Annotated in this window: 13 protein-coding genes; 4 read left to right on the top strand and 9 right to left on the bottom strand. The window is 53.6% G+C overall.

Going from position 1 to position 23,084, the window contains the following annotated elements:
- Positions 1-16 precede the first annotated feature (16 nt).
- The 3 genes from PLIM_RS23635 to pgm all read right to left on the bottom strand — a co-directional run bounded on the left by PLIM_RS23635 (position 17) and on the right by pgm (position 3,636).
- Positions 17-235, bottom strand: coding sequence for a hypothetical protein (locus PLIM_RS23635; RefSeq protein WP_013109676.1), 219 nt, complete (start codon positions 233-235; stop codon positions 17-19).
- 67 nt (positions 236-302) lie between these two features.
- Positions 303-1,850, bottom strand: a complete 1,548-nt coding sequence (gene malQ, locus PLIM_RS07295; protein WP_013109675.1) for a 4-alpha-glucanotransferase — start codon at positions 1,848-1,850, stop codon at positions 303-305.
- Positions 1,851-1,989: 139 nt separating this feature from the next.
- Positions 1,990-3,636: a phosphoglucomutase (alpha-D-glucose-1,6-bisphosphate-dependent) gene (pgm, locus tag PLIM_RS07290; RefSeq protein WP_013109674.1), complete on the bottom strand. Its 1,647-nt coding sequence runs from the start codon at positions 3,634-3,636 to the stop codon at positions 1,990-1,992.
- 415 nt (positions 3,637-4,051) lie between these two features.
- Here pgm and PLIM_RS07280 point away from each other — a divergent pair, with 415 nt between their 5' ends.
- Positions 4,052-6,331, top strand: coding sequence for a tetratricopeptide repeat protein (locus PLIM_RS07280; protein WP_013109673.1), 2,280 nt, complete (start codon positions 4,052-4,054; stop codon positions 6,329-6,331).
- A gap of 91 nt (positions 6,332-6,422) precedes the next feature.
- On the opposite strand, the gene PLIM_RS07275 is transcribed toward PLIM_RS07280, so the two are convergent.
- From PLIM_RS07275 to sppA, 6 genes are all read right to left on the bottom strand, one after another.
- Positions 6,423-9,725: a DUF7133 domain-containing protein gene (locus PLIM_RS07275; protein WP_449300679.1), complete on the bottom strand. Its 3,303-nt coding sequence runs from the start codon at positions 9,723-9,725 to the stop codon at positions 6,423-6,425.
- 361 nt (positions 9,726-10,086) lie between these two features.
- Entirely contained in the window at positions 10,087-11,868 is a 1,782-nt protein-coding gene (ilvB, locus tag PLIM_RS07270; RefSeq protein WP_013109671.1) for a biosynthetic-type acetolactate synthase large subunit, read from the bottom strand.
- A 394-nt stretch (positions 11,869-12,262) separates the two neighbouring features.
- A complete protein-coding gene (locus PLIM_RS22615) occupies positions 12,263-13,993 on the bottom strand; it encodes an ABC transporter permease (RefSeq protein WP_052301515.1) in 1,731 nt (576 codons plus the stop codon).
- On the bottom strand, positions 13,993-15,045 hold the full coding sequence (locus PLIM_RS07260; protein ID WP_013109669.1) for an ABC transporter permease: 1,053 nt from the start codon (positions 15,043-15,045) through the stop codon (positions 13,993-13,995). The genes PLIM_RS22615 and PLIM_RS07260 overlap by 1 nt, the downstream gene beginning before the upstream one ends.
- 77 nt (positions 15,046-15,122) lie before the next feature.
- Positions 15,123-17,723: an ABC transporter substrate-binding protein gene (locus tag PLIM_RS07255; RefSeq protein ID WP_013109668.1), complete on the bottom strand. Its 2,601-nt coding sequence runs from the start codon at positions 17,721-17,723 to the stop codon at positions 15,123-15,125.
- Positions 17,724-17,886: 163 nt separating this feature from the next.
- Positions 17,887-19,836 (bottom strand): signal peptide peptidase SppA, encoded by a 1,950-nt coding sequence (gene sppA / locus PLIM_RS07250; RefSeq protein ID WP_013109667.1) that lies wholly within the window; start codon positions 19,834-19,836, stop codon positions 17,887-17,889.
- Between the two features lie 585 nt (positions 19,837-20,421).
- On the opposite strand from sppA, the gene PLIM_RS07245 reads away from it, so the two are divergent.
- The 3 genes from PLIM_RS07245 to PLIM_RS07235 all read left to right on the top strand — a co-directional run bounded on the left by PLIM_RS07245 (position 20,422) and on the right by PLIM_RS07235 (position 23,080).
- A complete protein-coding gene (locus PLIM_RS07245; protein WP_013109666.1) occupies positions 20,422-21,249 on the top strand; it encodes a hypothetical protein in 828 nt (275 codons plus the stop codon).
- Between the two features lie 111 nt (positions 21,250-21,360).
- Positions 21,361-22,545, top strand: coding sequence for an FIST signal transduction protein (locus PLIM_RS07240; RefSeq protein WP_041403204.1), 1,185 nt, complete (start codon positions 21,361-21,363; stop codon positions 22,543-22,545).
- Between the two features lie 43 nt (positions 22,546-22,588).
- Complete coding sequence (locus PLIM_RS07235) at positions 22,589-23,080, top strand: metallophosphoesterase family protein (protein WP_013109664.1); 492 nt, start codon at positions 22,589-22,591, stop codon at positions 23,078-23,080.
- Positions 23,081-23,084: the final 4 nt, after the last annotated feature.

Raw genomic sequence — 23,084 nt, 5'->3', positions numbered from 1 at the left:
GTGGGAAAAAAGAACCTCAGCCGCGCCCTCCTTCACAACAGGTTTCGCAGATCGCATGACATTGCGAGCAAATGAGTTTATGCCGGATTTCTATCAGTTGACCACCGCAAACCGGGCAACCTGGGGAACAAACCGATGCGTGAACATGGTTCGCTTCCTGCTTCTCGGCGGCGGTTCTGGCAGCGAGGTCGCCAGAAGGTGCGAGATCAAAAGGATGGATCGGCAGTGAACTCATGGGACTTCCTTGGATCGAGGAGACAGCTTGTCAAGATATTTGCCAACAAGAATCCTAGCTGAAGAACCTAGAATTGTGGCGGGCGATCTCCAAGGAAACGATGATTGGCCATAGTCAGTCGATGCAAACGATCAGCAAGGTCTTTTGTAAGCACACCGGGTTCGTATTGCCAGATCCAGTTACGAGCTGAAGCGCCAAAAGTTCCTGGAGTATTCATGCGGGCCGCAGCCGGGAGAGAAAGGAGATCTTGAAGGGGTGCAATTGCGATATTCGACCGGCTCTTCCAGGCCACGGCAATCAGATCCCACGCAATGTCTTCACTCGAGAATTCGATTCGTTGACGCAGGCGATCGAAGCGATCGGCAAAGGGCGCCACGTGTGACTGGAACCAACCGACCGTGGTGTCGTTATCGTGAGTCCCTGTGTAGCAAATCGATTCGGGAGGAAATTCTTGAGGCTGGAAAGGATCGTTCTCGGCAATCATGAACTGGAGCACCTTCATCCCTGGTAAACCATAGGCAAGGCGCAGTTCATCAACCTCAGCAGTAATGGTGCCGAGATCTTCCGCAATAATCGGGAGGCGTGTCATCCCTTCGGGTATTCGCAGTTGCGACTTGAGAGCATTAAACAGGCGATGCCCCGGCCCGGGGACCCATGTACCCTGCTCGGCCGTCTCATGGCCTGCGGGAACTGACCAATAGGCTTCAAACCCTCGGAAATGATCCAGCCGTACCAGATCGACCGCTTCCATAACGGCTTGTAATCGCCTGGCCCACCAGCGGTACTCGTCTTCTTCAAGTGCTCGCCAATCGTAGACCGGGTTGTTCCAGAGTTGACCAGTGGCCGAGAAGTAGTCCGGAGGTACGCCCGCGACCTGCAGAGCCTGCCCGGCTTCGTTGAGTTGAAAGAAGCGACGATTCGACCAGACGTCGGCACTGTCGTGAGCGACATAAATTGGGACATCGCCAATGATGAGAATGCCTCTATTTCGGGCATAGGCACGCAATTCGTTCCACTGCCTGAAGAACATGAACTGCTGGAACTTGGCCACGAAGATGGGCTCTTGAAGAACCGTGATGGCTTCGGGCCCAGGGTAATGCCAATGATCGACGAGATGTGTCCAGGTCGTCCAGGGGCGGCCTGCATTGGCACCTTTCAGGGCTTCAAACAAGGCCATCTGATCGAGCCAGCCTGCTTGCGCACTGCAGAATGTTCGAAATGCCACTCGAAGTTCGTGGTCTTCATGAAGCTGATGAAACCGTTCCGCAGCGCGGTGCAGCAATGGCATTTTCCGCTCGAAGGCCAGTTCAAAGCTGGCACTGCCACTCCCATCGGCGCCGGCAATCGCTGCCTGATCGAGTTCCTCTCGCGTGAGAAGTTCGTCGTCAACCAGCTTTTCCAGGCTGATGAGCAGCGGATTGCCAGCAAACGAAGAGGGACTTTGATAAGGAGAATAACCGGCATCGACAGGATTCAGTGGGAGGACCTGCCAGTACGATTGGCCGGCAGCAGCCAGCCAATCGACAAACTGATAGGCCTCATGACCGAGATCTCCCGTACCAAAACGACTGGGAAATGATGTCGGATGCAGCAGCACACCACTCGCACGATCCATGAATCAGTAGTTCCTCAAAAACTTATTAGACAGTGCCCATTCACCAGACGGATTGAACTGTCCATGTGATATCTGACTGGCAGGGCTGATTCGAATCCATCGAACTTACAACTCGTCACGAATGACAAGTGCCCACGTTTTATGCCTTGGCCAAGGCAGCCGAGACAATCTCGCGGGCTTCGCTGACAATTCGATCGAGATGTTGCTTGTCGCGAAAGCTCTCGGCGTAAATCTTGTAGACGTTCTCTGTACCGGATGGGCGGGCGGCAAACCAGCCGAAATCAGTCGCGACTTTCAGGCCACCGATCGCAGCATGATTACCAGGTGCGGAAGTCAAACGCTGCGTGATGAGATCGCCAGCCAATGTCGTGGCCTGTACATCCTCGGGAGAGAGTTTCTTGAGGATCGACTTCTGTTCGAGCGTCGCTGGTTGATCGATGCGTGTATATTCGGGCAAGCCAAATTTCGCCGCCAGTTCGGCAAAATGCTGACTCGGATCTTTGCCAGTCGTGGCGGTGATTTCTGCGGCCAGTAAACCGAGAATCAGACCATCTTTATCGGTCGACCAGACCGAACCATCTTTTCGCAGGAAACTGGCACCGGCACTTTCTTCACCACCAAAACCGAGGGAGCCATCGAAAAGTCCACTGACGAACCACTTGAAACCGACAGGGACTTCGACGAGTTTGCGTCCCAGAGCATGCGCGACACGGTCGATCATCGCACTGGAAACAAGTGTTTTTCCGACACCCGCTGTGGACTTCCAGTTCTGGCGATGCTTAAAGAGGTACTGGATACAAACGGCGAGGTAGCTGTTGGGGTTCATCAGTCCACCCGTCGGTGTGACAATGCCGTGGCGGTCCGCATCGGGATCGTTGGCGAAGGCAATGCCAAATTTGTCCTTCAACGAAACGAGGCTGGCCATGGCCCAGGGGCTGGAGCAATCCATACGGATTTTTCCATCATGATCGACCGTCATGAAGGCAAATTGCGGATCGATGATGGGATTCACCACCTGCAGATTCAGGCCGTACTTTTCCGCGACTGGAGCCCAGTAATCGTGCGATGATCCTCCCAGGGGATCGACACCAATCGAGAGGCCGCTTTTCTGAATGACGTCCATATAAATGATGCTCCCCAGATCGTTGACATAGGGAGTGATGAGATCGACTTCAGTCACATGACCAGACGCCATGGCGGATGATAAAGAGATCCGCTTTACGGCTTTGAGGCCACTGGAAAGAATCTCATTTGCCCGATCCTGAATGACAGAGGTCGCATCGGTATCTGCAGGTCCGCCATTAGTTCCGTTGTACTTGAAGCCACCATCTTCGGGAGGATTGTGGGATGGCGTGATGACGACACCATCCGCCAGACCGGAACTTCGCCCACGATTCTGAGTGAGAATCGCATGGGAAATGACTGGCGTGGGAGTGGCACGATTCTTGGCGTGAATGACCGTCGTGGCGCCATTGGCGGCGAGGACTTCGATGGCCGTCAATTGTGCGGGTGTCGAGAGGGCATGTGTATCGCGGCCCATATAAAGCGGGCCCGTGACTCCTTGAGCCGTCCGATATTCGACGATCGCTTGAGTGATTGCAGCGATGTGTGCATCGGTGAACGATCCGTTTCGGGAAGTTCCCCGATGTCCACTGGTTCCAAAGGAGACCCGCTGGGCAGGATCGCTTAAGTCAGGCTGGCGGTCATGGTAATCCTGCAAGAGGCGGTCAATATCGACAAGAATTTCAGTGGGGGCTTTCTTGCCAGCCAATTGATGCAGACCCATGAAACCAGTTTCCTTCGTTGATTTTTTATCTGTCAGCCACCCATGAATCCATGAGGTTTACACTTCATGCATTCAGCAGGCAAATCTTACCGCGTGAAGCGTACCAGAAAACCATCGAAAATCAGATGACATCTTCAAAACTGAGTGAAAACGCCATTTTGGGAATGCAAACTGCCGACTGAAACTGATGCCCAAATGATGACCACAGCCAAAATGCCTTGGCGTGTGACAATCAACAGGTTTTCTGTGCTATCAAATGAACGCCAGGACGGGTTTCTCATCATTTCTTCACAGATCAGAGTTCTACTCTTCCCAGGCAAAGCACATCAGGGAATTCAAGAATCACCCGATTTCAAGCAGATGTGCGGCAGCCTGTGTGGCCTGGATCATACTGGAAAGATGCGATTGAAATCTGATGACTTTGACTCGTGAAACCTTTGATACGCGCAAGAGTTCTCTAGAGCTACCTAGAACATCATCTGAACCATCGGGCAGCCTGGCCGGTGATGTTCAAAGCAGTTATCGCCTCTGGGTATGGGTGCTACTCATAGTTGTTGCGACGATTTTCGCTCATGGCCAGGGGTTGGCTTGCGGCTACATCTGGGATGATGACGCTTATGTTGAACAGAACAAGACTTTGCGAACATGGCAGGGGTTGTGGCTCATCTGGAGCAGTCCCGAGAGTACACCACAGTACTATCCGCTGGTTCACACAACCTTCTGGATCGAGTACCACCTGTGGGGTTTATGGCCAGTCGGCTACCACGCAACGAACATTTTCCTCCATGCCATCACCAGTGTTCTGATTGGCCGCCTGCTGGTTCGTTTGCAAGTACCGGGTGCTTGGTTGATTGCGTTACTCTTTGCTGTCCATCCGCTGCATGTAGAATCGGTGGCCTGGATCACCGAACGGAAGAATGTGCTTTCGGGACTGTTCTATTTCCTAGCAGCAACACCACTGCTTGAGTGCCTGGGGGTGCTTCCCAAGAAAAAGGACGTCACGCGACAACAAGTGCCGATCGATTCTGGAGTCGAATCTTTCTGGAAGAAATGGATGCTGGCTCTGGTCCTGTTTCTGGCAGCATTGCTCAGCAAGACGGTGACATGCACACTTCCTGCCGCAGCACTGCTCGTGGCGTGGGGAGTTCGCGGCAGGCTGACCTGGCGGGATGTGAAAGTTACTGCACCGTTCTTTGTGCTGGGGATTTCCATGGGCATACTCACGGCTTATCTGGAAGTGACCCATGTGGGCGCAACGTTCGAATATGTGCCTTTGAGTTTCTGGGATCGACTTGTCCTCGCAGGCCGAATTCCCTGGTTCTATGCATTTCAGATTGTGTGGCCGCAAACGCTGATTTTCATTTACCCCAAGTGGTCCATCGATGCCTCCCAGCCCCTTCAATGGCTGTACCCTGTGGCCACGCTGGGAGTTTTGCTCGGCACGTTACTTTTTAGAAGACAACTTGGCCGAGGAACGTTTGTCGGAATTGCGTACTTTATTGGCACGCTGTTTCCGGCGCTAGGCTTTTTCAATGTTTACCCCATGAGATTCTCTTATGTTGCCGATCACTTCGCCTATCTGGCGAGCTTAGGGATCATGGCTTTGGGAGGTGCCGGCTTAACACTTGCCTGGCAAGCAGCTGCGAGACGCTTCCAATGGCCGAGCGTCGTGCCCCTGCTGGGGATGGGATTGATCGTGATGTTACTCGCGTTCATTTCCCGTTCGCAGACCGAGATCTACAAGGATGTCTGGACATTGTGGAATGCGACCGTCCAAGCCAATCCGAATGCGACTGTCGCACAGGCCAATCTGGGAAAATTGTTGCTGCAAAGAGGTGACATTCAGATCGCTCTGGTGCATATTGAAGAAGCTTACCGGCAGGATCCCATCCTGGACACGAATCTGCTCAACTGGATGACAGCGAAGATCCGGCTTCAGCAGTTTTCGGACGTCCGTGATAAGTGCGACGAACTCAACAAACGTCTTGACCCACATGCTGAGTTCCATCGCTTGATGGCCATGATGTTCCTGGGTCTCAATGAGCCGAGTCGAGCTGAGAAGACCTTTGCGGAGGGAGTCGCACGCTTTCCAGAAGATACTTCGCTGGCGGGCGATTACGGTGCGTTCCTGATCCGGCAAGGCAAGTTTTCAGAGGCCGAGTCGCAACTTCGCAAAGCGACGGCGATTGAACCATTGAATGGGCAGTCGTGGTCGGATCTGGGGATTTGTCTGATGCAAGTCAACAGACCCGGGGAGGCACTGGAAGCGTTTCAGATGGCCACTCAGAAATCGCCTCTCATGGCCGAAGGTTGGAAGAATCTTGCTCAGTGGTACTTGCAGCATGGCCAGCCCGGCAGATCACTGGAGACGATGCGGCTCGCCCATCAGAAGCTCCCGCTCGAACTTTCAATCGTTGAGGAGTATGCATGGCAACTGACCCATGGAGAGATTCCTGCAGAGCAGGATGCTGCTTTGGCCAGGCTGATTGTAAATCAGGCATTGGCTGCACCTGGAGCGGGGTCACAACTTAAAACTGGCGGGCTGCCTACGTTGCTGAGATTAGCGCAGGTGTTTCTCGCATCTGGTGACACGATCGCTGCGCGGCAACTCGTCGATCGATATTTGAAGTTACTGCCGGAAAATGATGCAGAACGACTCACAGTCATGGAATTACAGAAAAAGTTGATGCAGTGAGAATCAGAAAACGGATGTTTTGTGCCTGTCATCCAACCTGAGAGTAACCGGGCATTTTCATAAAGGCTCTTGCGTGGGGAGATGCAGCCGGCTATTCAGTCAGCTGCAGATAGGCTTCCAGGTCGGCGAGATCCTGGGCTGAGACGCCATTGAGTAAGCCGACTGGCATCAGAGATGTCGTGAGTGGACGGCGATTCTCGATCTCTTTCGATTCCACACGAAAGACCTGCCCAGTGGCATTTCGCATGAGTAGGCCATCGGTCGATTCATAGACAATCATGCCTGTGAGTGTCCGTCCGTCGATATGCTCGATGAGCGTGGCCTGATACCTTGAGGAAACATCACGACTGGGATCAATCATCGCGATCAGCAGATCGTCTCGAGTGAAACGTTTCGCAGCACCTGCCAGATGCGGGCCCAGAGCACTGGATGTCGAAAGCCCTGCGCCAGAATGGCATTGCTGGCATGTTCGATTGCGGAAGACGATTGCCCCACGCTGTGAATCGCCAGCGAGAGTGCGGGCGAGCTGCCAATTTTCTATCAGCGTCTTCTGCTCTGCTTGACCAATCCCCGCCAGACTCGCCATTCCCTCTGGATAGAGACGAGACAGGTATCGTTCCCAGGCCGCCAGAGCTTCTGTCTGCGGAACAAAGCCAGCTTCCCCTTTAACGAAGGAGTTTTCGGTGTGCTGGAGATTCCGCTCCAGAAGACCAATTCCCTGCTCACGCAAGCGGTATTCCTGAGCATCTGTATTCAATCGGCGTGCGATCGTAAAAAGTGCCAGTTGTGTTGCGGCATCAGTCGTTGGAGTGAGTTGCCCCAAGGCCTGAATCGAAGCTGTATAGACTTCCCGTTGCGGGGAGGCCAATCCCTCCACAAAAAGTGATCGCTCGGCTTCTTCAGGATGTTCGGAAAGTGCAATCGTGGCAGGAGATTTCAATCGAAATTCCTGAGCCTGCTTTCTAATGAGTTCTCGAAGCTTGGCGTCATTCGCAGATGCAAGAAGGAAGAGCACATCGCCCGTCCACAGATAATCGGGATCCGTTTCGATCTGCTTCACAAAACCACCGAGGGCAATTCCAAACAACTCTCCGGGGAACTTGCTCAGGTAGAGTACATGGTGAGACCTGCCCAGTTTGGGGTGCTGTGCCATCACGACGGGCAGCATTTCATCAATAGCACAATGGGCCAGATAAATGTCGCGGATGCGGTCATTCCAGTAAGTATCGCGAGGGAGTTTGCGTTCCATGATCTTTCGATCAAGATCAAGAAACGCGCTGATAATTGCTTCGCGATGGCTACTGGTACGAGCGACTCGCATACAGGCGGAAACCGCAAGCACGTGAATATCGTCGATCGGGTTCGAGGTTTCACTCAGTTGGCTGAGGAGTTTGGTGAGGACAGGTTCGTGCGCGAGTTCGATCATCGCGAGAACTCGTTCCAGTTCGACCTGATTGCCCGATGTGCGACTCAGGTAGATTCTCGCGAGATCAACTCGTAACTGGTCAATCTGTCGTTCGACTGTCGAGAGATTGGCACCGGCGACATATCCGAGAAATGCTGGTGGAACATCCGTTGGTCCGCCGACACCACCGAGAATTTTTTGCAGAAGTCGAATGGCCTCTTGTTGAGCTTCGATGTCATTGGATCGTTCCAGAACTTTCAACGCGACTGAAGCAGCGGAACTTTCGAGCCTGGTTGGCAGAGCATCTGTACGATCGATCCAACCAAATGCATACGCGATCGCTGCTTTGGGACCGCGTTTTCCGGCTTCGCTGGCAATCTGTGGGAGAAGATCCTCAGGAACCCTGGCGACAACTCGTGCTGCCAAAGTACGCACCAGGCGATGAGAGTGAGACAGGCAGGAGATGATGACGGGAGAAAACTCTTTCCAGTCAGAACTCGATATCTGCGAAACTTCGATTGTCAATAAACCTTCGAGTAGAGATTGTTCGACAAGGCTATCTGCATCACGGCCTGCCGAAGACTTGGATTCTTGCTGTATTGCGGGGATCACTTTCCGGATCGCCTCGACCGGTGGAAGTTCACCATTACGGAAGACGGACCAGACCGCCCGGGCCACGACAGGCCTACTGGCTTGAGCATCAGGAACAAGATTCAGCAGTTCGACGGCTTTCAACCCGCCATAGAGTTCGGTCATAGCTTCAATGGCACGGATTCTCTCGGCATCGGATCTGGAAGTCTCCAGCGCTGCCGCCAGAAGTGCTTCCCGGCCAGCCATTCGCGCGAGTGGAATCCACTGAGCCCGCGACCAACTGCTCAAAGGTTGGGGAGCATTCAAAACCGCCTGCATGGCTTTATCGACTGGCGATAACGCCGAGTCTGGCTGCGGGGAAGAGACGGCCTGCTTCGGTCGTAAGCGGTAAATTCCGCCTTGTGTGCCGCGACCACCCACACAGATATAAATGCTTCCATCCGGCCCGACTTCCATATCGGTGGGGGCGAAACCAAAGCCTGGTGCTGCAGTGAGAATCAATTCGGGGGGCTGTGGTTCCTGGCGAGTATCTTTGTCAGTTGCTGTAACCTGATGGGGAGGTATCGCCAAGAGTCGGCCATAGGTCCAATCGAGCAGGAACAATGTGTTACGCCATGATTCACCCATTGCATCGTGCTGATAAGAAAGAACACCAGTGGGGGAACCGCGGCCTGCTGTGGCGAGCACACGGGGCGAATCAAACCAATCGTCAGGACGCTTCCAACTGTTGCTTTCCCAGCCCATATGAAAAGTGGGCGTCAGCTCAAGCACGCGGGTCGGCCGATACCAGGGCAGCGAAATGTCACGTTCATCATCGCTATCGAAAGTGACCGCCCGGCCATGTTGATCAAAGGCAAAGTCGTAGGCATTACGTAAACCATCCGTCAAAACCTCAGCGGCTTTCATATCAGGGCGAATCCGCATCCACACGCCATGAACGGGTTTGGTGATGGGAGAAGATTTGAGCGTGACATAGCGACTGTCGGCCCTGGCCATGTTTCCAGCCAGAAGATACCACCAGCCATCGGCCCCTTTCTGAAGCGAGTGAGCATCATGTTCACCGCCAGTCTTGATCTGCAGGTAGACCTTGGCAGGGCCATCGGCAATATCGTCACCATCACGATCTTCGAAGTGAAGTACGCCACGATCTCCCACCGCGAGAAGGTCTCGCCCATGATAGACCAGACTCTGGGCACCATTGCGAGGCTCGCCGGCAACGGTGATGGCTTTGTCTGCTAAGCCGTTTTGGTCTTCATCGATCAGGATGCGAATGTAGCCCGGGCCGGCAACAACAACCCGTCCTTGCGGGTCGATGGTCATGCAGTAAATGTCATGGGCCAGTTTGTCATCGGCAAAGGGTTCGATCAGAAAGTCGGGATGCACCCTGAATCCATGCATTTCCTGAAAGGGCTGTTTTTCGTCCTCAGCAACCAAGAGGTGTGCAGAAATGCCACCGCCACGGAACAAAAAAAGTGCGAGTAAGCACCACAGAAATCGTTGAACAGCGAGCCTTTGCAAAGCCATTTGTGGTCATCCTTGCCACAGTGCCACCGGCGATTCTTACTCTATTTCCTGCAAGAATCATTTCCTGAATGGTAGTGAGCCAGCGACTTATGATCCAGTTGAACTTTGGCGACGAGAGTTTCAACGAGCTCGACGGTCGGAGAAACGAGACAGCATGGGTTGACTAAAACAAGAACCCCAGGCCTAGAGTCGGCATGGGGTTCTCTGATTCACAAAACATCCTGAGAGAGGTGAACTACTCGAGGATGATGTCTTTCACCGTTTTGCCACTGGGAATCATGGGCAAAACATGTTCCTGGTAAGGTGTCAGCACATCGAGGAGGTAGGGACCTGGGTAGGCCAGCATTTTGGCCAGAGCTGCCGGGAACTCCTTCTTACTCCGCACCTGACTTGCTTCGACACCAAAGCCTTTGGCGATCTGCACAAAGTTTGGATAGGTTTCTTCGTAGTGAGTTCCATCGCCGGCACCCACGGCTTCCGGGTGATCGATCGGCCCCAGATAGGTGTGTGCCCGATTCCCCTCATGGAAACGATCTTCCCACTGAACCACCATCCCCAGGTGCTGATTGTTCAACAGGAGAATTTTCACGGGAAGTTTTTCGCAGGCAAGAGTGGCCAGCTCCTGAACATTCATGAGCATGCAGCCATCACCATCGATATCAATACTTAAAGCATCGGGGAAGGCGGCCTGAACACCCATGGCGGCTGGCAAACCGAAACCCATCGTTCCCAGACCCGAGCTGCTCAACCAGCGGCGGGGCTTGCTGAACTTGTAGAACTGGGCAGCGAACATCTGGTGCTGACCCACCCCCACACTGACGTAAGCATCGCGATCTTTCGTCTGTCGCCAGAGCTCGTCAATCGCATATTGCGGGATGATGAAATCACCTGAATCGCGGTACTTCAAAGGATATTTGTCGCGCCATTCATTGAGTTGCCGCCACCAGGCATCCATCTCAGGGATATCATCATCGCTCACCAGAGCATTCAGCCCATGGAGAACATCTTTCACGTTCCCAACAATCGGGATGTGAGCTTTTTTGTTCTTGTGGAGCTCCGAAGGATCGATATCGACGTGGATGATGCGGCCATGCTTGGCGAACTCGTCGAGTTTCCCTGTGACGCGATCATCAAATCGCACGCCCAGTGCAATGAGCAGGTCGGCTTCAGCGATGGCCATATTCGAGTAGGCAGTGCCATGCATGCCGAGCATGTGCAGCGACTGCGGATGATCACCCGGGAAAGCCCCGATCCCCATCACGGTGGTGGCCACCGGGATGCCCGTCTTGAGGGCGAACTTGGTGAACTCTTCGGAAGCATCTGATTGAACGACACCACCGCCAATGTAAAAAATTGGCTTCTTGGATTCACGGATTGCAGCGAGAATCTCGCGGATCTGAGAAGAGGTCGGCTTGCGAATCTCCGGATGGTAACCGGGCAGATTCATCGGTGGATCGAGATCAGGCTCCTCGTCGATCGTCGCGAGCTGCACGTTCTTCGGGAAGTCAATAAGCACAGGCCCGGGTCGGCCGGTGCGGGCGATATAGAAAGCTTCTTTGACGATGCGTGCAGTATCGCGGACATCGGTGATCAGGTAATGGGCCTTGGTGATCGCTCGACAGATCTCAACGATGGGTGTTTCTTGAAAAGCATCAGTGCCGATGACCGTTGTTGGCACCTGACCGGTAATGGCCACCAGCGGAATGCTGTCCATCTTGGCATCAGCGATTGCGGTGACGAGATTCGTGGCACCGGGGCCACTGGTCGCCATACACACGCCGACTTCACCGGTTGTACGGGCCACACCCTGTGCGGCGAATCCGCCACCCTGTTCATGACGCGGGAGGATCGTGCGGATCTCGTCCGTGTGGAAGGTCAGTGCCTGGTGCAGCGGCATACTACATCCACCAGGGTAGGCGAAAATGACGTCTACACCCTGACGAATTAGCCCCCGCACCAGAATTTCCGCGCCGTTGATGGTTTGCGTTTTGGTCTGCGGTCGCTCGACGATCGCCACGATGTCGTTCCTTCTTGAGAATTCAGTCAGGCACCAGTTCAAAAATTGGGGCGGTGCAAACCCCTTGATCGATCCCTTGGTCGTTCGCGGCCAACTCTCTGTTTTGGCAGTTTCTGGTCGCATGGGACTTTATTCTCTCTTTCGTCACGACTAAATGTGAAAGAGAAAAATGTGTTGCCGCAGGATTTTACGCAATTCGCAACGCGAAAACCAGCACCTTGAGAACTCTCGGACTTTCGATCAGAGTTCTCAGTCAACTGGCGAAGCGGACACCTGGGACGCTGGGCGGGTTCGTGAGACAAATCGATGGAGCGTTATCAGGAGGTCAATTCCTGCCAAAACCGCCCACTCACAGGCGAAATACGAACAACGCAACATCATTCCACAAAAGAGGTTATCGTGTGCCGCGGAGCCTTGGATCAGCCGCATCCCGCAGCGCCTCGCCAATCAGATTGTAGCAGGTGACGGTGATGAAAATGGCGAATCCGGGATACGTCATCTGCCAGGGAGCCTGCAGCAGGCGAGTGCGGCCTTCACTGAGAATTGTGCCCCAGGAAGGTGTAGGAACACGGACACCCAGCCCTAGAAATGACAGTGAGCTTTCAAGCAGGATGGCTCCGGCAATACCAAATGTCGCCGCCACGACCACAGGGGCCAGGGCATTGGGGAGGATGTGTCGGAAAATGAGCCGCGTGGAGGAAAAGCCAATCGACTTGCCAGCCAGCACAAATTCCTGATTCACCAGCCGCAAAAACTCGCTGCGAACTAACCGGGCCACACCTGTCCAGCCGGTCAAGCCGATGACAATCATGATGTTGATGAGGCTGGGTTTCAGAAGAGCCACAATCGTCAATACGAGGAATAGTGTCGGGAAGCAGATGACGACTTCAATCAGACGTGAGATCAGAATATCGACCCAACCGCGGAAGTAGCCCGCCAGAGCACCGAGGACAATCCCGATCGACATGTAGATCAGAACCGCGACCAGACCGACCGAAAGGCTGATGCGTGCTCCCCAGATGAGAAGTGTCAGGAGATCGACACCATTGTGATTCGTCCCCAGCCAGTGCGGGCGATCCCACGGCGTGGCGAGCTTTTGCGGTTCCTTGAGCGAAAAGGCGGGTGGCTTTGTCTGATTGGTCGTGTCGTACTCATCGATGCCAAAAGGAACCAGTGGCCAGACGACAACATCGAAGATCACCGGGGCGGTGCGAGAGAAGTCGTACGCCGTCAGCACACCTTGCTTGTAATTGGTCTGATCGAGTCGAGAGGGGTTGATTTCGACCCAAATGCCTGCAGCCAGTGTGGGAACGCCAGATAGAACGAGCAGTTGCACCCAGCGAGGTTGTCGATAAGCGAACGTCGAGAGTCGCGTGGCAAACCACCAAAGTGGCCAGAAAATGGCAGCGGCAATAAACCAGAAGTCGATTCCATTGAGTTGTGCGAGTGCCGGAAAGTACCAGCGGGAGAGAAGTGGAGGCAATTCGCTTTTCTTCAGCGTTTTGACATCCATAAGAATTGCCTGAATTCCCTGAATCAGTTCTGGCGGCAAGGCCGAGGTCTGGTCGGGAAACGAGCCGAGGGGTTTCTGCATATCCTGAATTCGTCGGATCAAACCCTCAAATTGCCTGCGGGATTCGCTTCCGCCGGACTTGGAAACATCAATTTCTGCGGAGGCTGTCTCCAGCAATGACTGGGCCTTTTCCAGAACTGGATAGACCTTTTTTGCCGCCCCACTCTCCTGGCGACTTTCACCGTTGGCCATTGCCATCAGAGATTCCACAGTCTGAATCAACTGCTGGAACTCGAAGCGATTCACGCCGCGAAAGGCCATCGGCCTGTCATTCGCAATGAACGGTGCAAAGACCGCAATCATGATTTCGACAATCATGAGAATGGCCGCAAAGACTGCGAGTCTTCGTTTCTTGAACTCGCGCCAGATCTGAGCCGCCTGCGACTGTTCACTGCGAGAGGCTTGAACACCCGTAGACGAGGTTGAACTCGTACTGAGAGGTGAGGCCACCTTCTCACCAGCAGCGACTGGAGAGGCTCCATTCTCTGCTCCAAGTCCAGCCACCTGAGGCGAGGAAGGTGTCGTTGTGTGAAGTCGACGATCCGCAGCCATCAGTTCTTGCTTTCGAACGAGACGCGGGGATCGACCAGAACATACATGATGTCGGAAATCAGAATTCCAATCAAAGTCAATACCGCTGAAAGCATCATCGTGACGAGAATCATGTCGTACTCACGCGAAAACACACTGTCGATGGTGAGTTTACCCATGCCGGGAATGTTGAAAATGTATTCGATGATGACACTGCCGCCAATCAGAGCGGGAAGAAGTGAAGCAAATAACGTAATGATGGGAAAGAGGCTGTTGCGAAGAGCATGCACCCAGATGACTCGCGCGGGGCTGCAGCCTTTGGCTTTGGCCGTGCGAATGTAATCCTGCCGGACGACCTCCAGCATGCCCGCACGCATCTGTCGACTGATGTACGCCAAAGAGGCGTAAGTCATACAAAGTATGGGGAGCACCAGATGCAGCGTATAGTCCCATAGCCATTGGAACAAACTGAATCGATCCGCATTGACATCGTGCAATCCGCTGATTGGGTAATTAAACATCCATTCTTGAGCATCCTGGCTGAGCATTGCAGCATTCCATGCGGCATTCGATTCGAGCACTCCCAGCCGCAGCATTTCCGCCACCCAGAAGGACGGGAGGCTGTAGAGCACAAACAGAGTGAGTGTCATGATTCGATCGCCCGTGCTGTGAGGGGCGGTCGCACTGAAAATCCCCATGGGAATTGCCAGGAGATAGACCAGCAAGAACACGATCGAGTTGATCATGAGTGTGATCTTCATTGCCGGGATGAGATCGGGCCAGATGGAGCCTTGCTTGGTGTAGTAAATCATTTCGCCACGGAAGATGCGCCCCACAAACCAGAAAAACTGGACATACAGCGGTTCATCCAGTTTGAAGTTCTTACGGAAGGCTTTTTCCGCGTCCTCAGTCCCACGCTCGGCATTCATTCCGCCTTGCGCCGCAGCAGCACCACCAAAACGACCAGAGGCAGGATCGCCAGGTGTGGATTTAATGACGATGAATGACAGCACGAGAATTCCGAACAACGTCGGAATCATCAGCAGCAGTCGTCGAAAGATATACGTCGCCATGCATTCCACACATCAGATGGTCGGACTATGGATTCAGTGCCTCAGCAAGTCGTCCTGAACGCTTCACAATTCCCGTATTATTCCGACTTATGAACCTGCTCATCCTTGGGGACATACCACTCAGCCAGATCAAAACCGGGCCGCAGACGATACCACTTCACCCCCCGGAAGCGTTTGTGATATGCCCCCAGGTCTTTTGAGCAATAGAGGAACAAATAGGGCTGCTGGGCATCGAGCAGTCGATGGAGTGAATAGTTCAGAAGCGCCCGCTTATCGGGTTCAAGCGTGACTCGAATTTTCTCGATCAGTTCATCGGCCAGATTGTTCGCAAAAGAGCCGGCATTACTGCCTCGCGATTCAGGCGTAGCTCCCGAACTGTGCCAGAGCTGGAAGGGATCACTCTCAACAGGCATGGCCCACGAAAGTGTGACGAGATCGAAATCCTTGGCTTTGAGACGTTCGACAAAAGCTGCCCATTCGATGCGGGTAATTTGCATGTCGACCCCAACCTGCTTGAGTGTTTTCTGCAGGAGTGCCGTACGGTCATCAATAACTGGATTTCCAAAAGGGATCAGAGCTTCGAAGCTGAGTTTCACACCGTCTCGGTCAAGAATGCCATCCCGATTTGTATCGATCCACCCAGCGGTCGCGAGGAGATCGCGAGCCGTTTCAGGACTGTAATCGACCGATTTGACCGAGTGGTCATAGCCGGGACCAAAGTAATACTGGCTGCCACTGACCATCGTTCCCAGATTGTACATCTTGTTTTTCAGGAACGCTTCTTTCTCGAACAGCATAGCCAGAGCCATGCGGACGCGCTGGTCTTTGAAGTAGGGCCGGTTGAGATTCCAGCAGTAGTAGCCGTAGTTCGGGGTGTACCAATCGGCTTTGATGAACTTGTCTTTGAACCAATCGGGCGGACCAGCGAGATCCTTGGTGAACTGCTCGGGGTCCATCCGGTAATTGAAGTCGATTTCACCGGCACGCAACGATTGCAGCGCGGTCGTATTATCGGGGAGAAAACGGAAGATCAGCTTATCAAGGTAACCACTGCGTTCGGGCAGCCAGTAGCTGTCATTTCTGCTCAGAATGACGCGATCGGTCTTCTTCCAGCTTTCGACCATGTAAGGGCCAGTTCCCAGAGGAGTCTGATTGTAGGCCGTGTCGAGATTAAAGAATTTTCCGAACCGCTTTCCGTGCGCGCTCACTTTCTTCTGAGAATCTTCTTCCGCTTCGGTGAGACGATCGAGAGTCAGCTCGTAGCCTGTGATCGCAGGTTCGGTGGTCTGTGTTTTCAGTCGATTCTTGAAGAACTCAAACGGGGGCGTGTAGAGGCCAATCCCGGCACCAAACTCGAACGCTTTAAAGTACTGCTGCCGATATCGCATGCGCACGACCAGCGGCGAAAGGGCATCCAGATCTGTGAGGTCTGAGTAATAGGTCCGAACGGCATCACAGTCGACTGTGTTGTTGTTCAAGACTGCAAAGGCAAACTTGAGATCGGTACTCGTAAAGGGAGTGCCATCAGACCATTTGGCTCGGGGATCGAGATAAAACGTCATCCACGTCTCGCGCTGAATATCCTGGTATTCATCGGCTTTAAGAACGAGCGATGTCTGGCCGGGTGGAAGTGCCTGCTTGAGCGGGTTCTCTTCGGAAAGCGGAGTGACTTCGATGGCTCCATCGGCTAGCGGCTTCACTTTTCCATAAATCTCGCTCCCCGTCAGGACGCGGTACTTGCCGGGAATGATCCCGCTGATGACGAGTTCGCCTTGTTCATTGCTCCAGTTGTGATAGCCAGTAGTTGGCGCTCCCAGAATTTTGCCGATGGGGAAAAGGCCAACCCAGCCTTTGGCAATCGGCTGACCTTCCTCATTGACCGTTTTGACGACGATCTTCATGACCTCAGGTTCGGCCTTGGGGTCTTTTTTGGCGGGCGGCAGATACTCGATTTCAGCTGAAGGAAGTGGGCTGCCGTCACCGAGGACGAGGCGATATTTCTTACCGGGATAATCCGACGAGAGCTTGACGGAATCTTCGATGATCCATTTCGTCGCGAGGTGAGGCACAAACTCGAAGGTCTCGTTGTCCTGCCGCGCCAGAGCTTCCTGAATATATTGGCCCATGTAGGTTTGGACCGCTGACTGTTCGATGACGGGGTTCAACGATTTGGGCTCGGAATTGAACCGCACAATGACCTGATCACCCTTGACCGGTTGGCTGGGTTTGCTCGCCGCGTGCGGGTTCCCGACGTCCACTGGTATGCCTGCACCCAACTCTAGTGTTTTGCCGCTGCCGGCTTTGACACGAGGAATTTCGATGCCATCGAGTTCTTTCAGGATTTCGACACGGGGGACATCGGGGTATTTGGCGTAGAGCTCATCAACTTCGCGGATCAGTTTGGCTTCGGTCGACGAGGCGGCTGTCTCTACTGGCTTGGCCTCTGCTGTCGTTGGTGAAGCCGTTGCTTCGGAAGCCGCGGAGCCCGTCCCTGAACCCACCCTCACTTCCAGCTTCGACAATCGATCGGCTGCGGCAGCGAGTCGATCAGCGGCCTGCTCCATCTTGAGAGCTGCCGCAGTGAGTTTTTCGGCTGCTGCATCTCCCCCGCCCTGATTCGCAACAGGTGGAGACGAAGTGATGAAACATCCTTGAGTTCCGACAAGCAGGCCGACCATTGCGAACCCACTGAAAGAAATCCTTCGTGCGGATCTCCGCATATCACCAATCTTTCGCAAGAGTCTTCTGAACAATTATGGTTGTACCAGCGAGACAGCCCAGTGGATAACAACTCATCTTATAGAGGAAGTATGAGTTACCCCAGGCAGATTTTATCAACCGCTACTTCAGTTCGAGACGGTAGGGCATGACTGTCAGCACGGGCTGATTCGCCAGCATGCGCATCAGCAGTTCATCCTGCAGAGCGGGTTGAAGTGCCGTGGGAATCAGATCTTTAAGACGTTGTTCCAGACGGGCTTCCATGCGAGATTCGGCACCCATGGGGCCCAGCAACGATTCCAGTGGACTGCCTGGTTTGGGGAGTTCCAGGCGTTCGAGCTTGGCTGGGTTTTCGATCTTGGCGAGGGCGATAGCTCCCTTGATCGCATCTTCCAGAGTGCCGATCTCATCCACGAGGCCGATTTCGAGAGCACGATTGCCCGAGTAAATCCGGCCGCGGGCCAGCTTTTCCAGTTGTGCGACTTCCATTTTTCGTCCAGCAGCCGCCTTGCTGGTGAACTGCTCGTAAATTTCATTCATCAGCAGTCGAGTCGCTTCTCGCTGAGACTCCGTAAAGCCTGTAGTGGTCGAGAGTACGCCGCTGTTTTTGCCGCGTTCGAGAACGACGACATTGATCCCCAGTTTGTTGTAGAGTTTTTCGAGTGCTACTTTCCCGCCGACAACACCAATCGAACCTGTCACTGTTCCGGGGGCAGCGTAAATCTTTTGAGTTCCCATCGCGATGTAATAGCCGCCGCTGCCGGCGACATCGCTCATGCTGGCGACGAGTGGTTTTTTCGCTTTGAGAAGTTCCAGTTCGTGCCACATCAGATCACTGGCTAGCGCACTTCCACCAGGGCTGTCGATCCGTAACACGACCGCCTTGACAGTGTCGTCATCTCTCAGTTGACGAACGGCCTTGATAAAGGTCTCGGAACCCAGCACTTCGCCCGAAAGGGGACTGTTCTGGCTGCTCCCGGTGGAGATCATGCCACTGGCATAGAGAATGCCAACCTTGGGAGCCGATGACTTCCGAGAAGCGGGTGTCTGCCCGGAGAGTGCATTCATAAGAGTGATAATGCCATTCAGGCCAGAAAGGTCAGCGTCTGTCTTCTTACGACCATAGTTGCGAGTCAGTTTTGCGGAAGTGACGTTGTGAGACTTTTTGATTACGTCATAGAGACCAGACTCATACTGCACTTCATCCAGAAGGCCAGCGGATTTGGCTTTTTCGCTGGTGAAGACGGCGGTATCGATCAACTCGCGAACTTTGTCTGCGGGAATTTTTCGACTTTCCGCAATGGTTGACACAATCTGGGAGTAGACATCGTCGAGGAGTTCATCCATCTCTTTTTTGAACTCGGGGCTCATATCTTTGCGGGTGTAAGGTTCACCGGCCGATTTGAACTCGCCAATACGCACAACTTCGGGCTCGACATCGATCTTGGAGAGCATCTCTTTGTAGAACCAGACTTCAGCCCGCACGCCGGGGATCATGAGCATGGCGGGTTCGGGCATCACGATTTTGTCACAGGCCGAAGCGAGCAGATACGCAGTGGTGTCGGCGGAATCGAGATAAGCCCAGACGTCTTTCCCGGCAGCGCGAATGCGGGCAATGGCCGAACGAAGTTCATAAATCTTGCCACGACCGAGAGCAAGGTCACCAAACTCGAGGACAACCGTTTGGATTTCTTTGTCGGCTGCCGCTTTGTCGAGGCGAGCAATGAGAGTGAATAAGGTTTCGGAAGTTTCTCCAAATAGCCCTTCGAGTGGTGCTCCCTCAGTTAAGGCACCGGAGATCTTCAAATGAGCAATCTTGAGAGGCTTGACTTCAGCTTCCGGAACTTTGTTACCTGCGGTTCCCGTACCTGCTTTTTCTGAGCCAGGAGTGATTGTCGTTGTGGCCGAAGTCGCTGGTGCATCTTCCGCTGGCTTTTCCTGCGTTGGCTTTACCAGGGCTGTTTTTACCGGGACAGGCTCACTCGCAACGCTTTGAGACAGCTGGTACAGACCACTTGCAGCCAGCCACATGGCGACGCCCAGAACTCGACAGAAAAACGAATGACTCAGCATAGAGACGATTCCTTGGCTCGTTAGAGAAGTCAGCAATGAGAAAATTCGCCCGATCTTCTTTCCTGATGAAGACTTCCTGCAGTTCTACGACAATATCATGCCAACTTGTGAAATGAACAATCTATTCGGACCGGTTTTCGTAAAGTTTTTCCTCAAAATGATTCTCTGCAAGCCCATCAACACTCGGGCATTTAATCAATTTATTTGATTCCATTAGAAGCGGAGGCTTTATCACTTGTCTGCGGAGTAAAGCCGGGGGACCGATCACCGTCAGTGGATACCCTCTCAGTGGCACGCCCGTTTCGCATGTCGATTTCACAGAATGTTCGGGCTGACAGGCTTACACTTCTCTCATGAAGACAACAAACTCAAAGAAATCGGCTTGTTTTGTGCCCTCTGTTCGGGCAAAACTCAAGAACTCGTGGCATCGATGAAGTTGTGACTCGCGTTTGGTGGGCAGCTTCATGGATCGTGAATAGTCACAACCAAATCTCACCAATCATTGAAATGTATTCAAAAGAACACTCTTTCAGAAATTCACTTCAGATGCTTTCACTCCGAAAGTCGATGGCAAAAGGGTTCGTTATGAGACGTTGGCAGCCGCAAAAGCTTGCTTGGATGTTCGCACTGGCTCTGGTCTTCGGGATTCAGGCGCACGTCTCAGCACAAACGTTGATCTGGAATTTGCCAGCCGAGGGAAGTTGGGTTCGCTTTCAGGGGACCTTCGAGCAGACGGAAGCCAGGCCGGGAGCTGCTGGCGGTGATCTGGAATTACCACCCTGGTCAGAGCAGGTGACCATCAAGGCGCTGGGATCAGAGATGGCCGAAGTGGCAGGAGAACAGAAGCCTTGCCGATGGATAGAGATTCGCATCGAGCGTGGCAAAGAAGTCGATGGCAAGCTGGATACTGGTCTGGCTGGGCTGGAGATCTACAAAGTGCTCGTCCCGGAGACTGCGATACCTCAAGGAATTACGAATCAGGAAGGGATTCCGCTCTCCTTCCTGCCCGTAGTCAAAGGTTACCGCAAAGTGGGCAGCGGCGAGATCACTCCCATCGTCTCCCCAGCTTTGCAGCTCTATCCACTCGGCGTGCTGGCCGGATATTTCCGCACCATGACCGTTGGTAACGCTCCGGAAGATCTCTCCACCCCGGCCGGCCCGCAATCGGCAACAAAGTATGAAGGCAAACTCGAAGTCGAGCGAGCTGGCAGCCGAACCCAGGAAGACTCCACCATCTGGCGATCTGCCGAGATTCCGTTTGGTGTGGCGGGCTGGACGGCGAACGTGGTTCGTCAGGTCAAGGATGAACGAGCCCCGCGAGATGACTTCAAGACGGTGAGCACTGTCAAGTCATCAGTTCGCCTCGCTGGAACTGGAACTGATGCGACGAGTGACCTCCCCGATTCCAACTGAGATCAAACTCATTTTGATCCTGACATGGTGAGTCCGTAGCACTTGCCGATGGTTAAAGAATTGCTCATCCTTAGGTGATAACCTTTGAGTCACCTGAGGATGATTGCCTTTATGAACCGATATGCAGCCGCCTGGACGACAGAAGTTTCATTAGTTCGTGCGATGGAACAGGTTGCTATTGAGATTCAAAGCCAGCTTGAGGGGCGACACCCCGATTTGCTGCTGGTGTTTTGCTCCCACCATTATGCGGATGCCTGGCAGAATCTGTCGGCGGGGCTCGTCTCCACAACAGGTGCCAAAGTCCTGCTCGGCTGTTCGGGCGAATCGATTGTGGCCACAGGCCGGGAACTTGAAAATGGACCGGCACTTTCGATTTGGGCGGCCTCGTGGGACGGCGTGGGAATGATCCCTTTTCAGGCAACGTTTGAACGCACGCCGGATGGCATCGTCACTACGGGCTTACCACAGGGAGTCAATGGACTTCTTCAGGGGAATGCTCGCTGTGCGATCGTACTGGCCGATCCGTATTCCTCATTGACAGATCTGATCACAGATCATCTGGCAGAGGATTTGCCGAACCTGCCCGTCATTGGTGGTATGGCCAGCGGCGGTGGACCGGGCGAAAACCGCCTGTTTTATGCTCACAAGGCAATTGAACCGCAGGTTTTCGAAGAGGGGGCGATTGGAGTCATTCTCTCGGGAAATCTGACGTTTACACCGGTGGTCTCACAAGGGTGTAAACCGGTGGGAACAACCTATGTGGTGACGAAGGCTGATCGAAACTTTATCGTGGAACTGGGTGGTGAACCTCCACTGGCCCGTCTGGAACAGCTTTACGCTGACTTATCCGCCACTGACCAGAGGCTGATCGAAAACGGCCTACACCTGGGATTGGCCATGACCGAGTATCGCGATCAGTTCCGCAGGGGCGACTTTCTGATTGCCAATGTGATTGGTGCTGATCGTAATACCGGAGTGCTGGCCATTGGCGGAAAAGCACGAGTCGGCCAAACCGTGCAGTTTCATCTGCGTGATCATGTGACGGCCAGCGAGGATCTGGTCGAAATGCTAAAGACTGCCCGTTCCAGCCATCCGGCACCGCAAGCCGCCCTGCTCTTTACCTGCAACGGCCGAGGGACGCGGTTGTTTTCCGCTCCTCACCACGATGCCCAAAAACTGGAAGAATTCTTCGGCTCCATTCCTGTCGCAGGATTTTTTGCCCAGGGAGAACTTGGTCAAGTCGGTACAAAGAACTTCCTGCATGGATTTACGGCAAGTATTGGGCTATTTGGATGATGGCAAGAAGCGTTTTTTACGCTCATTGGAAGGAACACCCTAAGTGCTGCTTGGGATCCTCTCGGATACTCACAACGAATTGGCCCGCACGCGTGTGGCTGTTGAAGTATTACGCCAAGCCGGTGTGGAGGCTTTGATTCATTGCGGGGATCTGGCCAGTACTCCCATCTTGGAGATCTGCGCTTGCCTGCCCCTGTGGTTTGTATTCGGGAATCATGATGCGGACTCCGCCTCAGAATTGAAGATCGCCGCTGCTGAACTCCATGTAACATGTCTGGGCTGGGGTGATGTCATTTTGCTGGGTGGCCGCAAGCTTGGAGTGGTACATGGCCATTTAACGTTGGACATCAAAAGAATCAGTCGAGGCACCCCAGAAGTTCTCTTCTGCGGGCATTCGCATCTCGCTGGGGAATTAACGATTGATGGTCTCAGACGGATCAATCCGGGGGCACTCCATCGAGCTGCAAAATTCACTGTTGCCGTCTTTGAAACGACTAACAGTCATGTTCAATGGCTGGAAATTCCAAGAAGCTGACAAT

Origin of the sequence: Planctopirus limnophila DSM 3776 (assembly GCF_000092105.1) — a bacterium.
GTDB classification, from domain to species: domain Bacteria; phylum Planctomycetota; class Planctomycetia; order Planctomycetales; family Planctomycetaceae; genus Planctopirus; species Planctopirus limnophila.
Note: the sequence above shows the minus strand (reverse complement) of the source record. Positions and strands in the feature narration are given on the sequence as shown.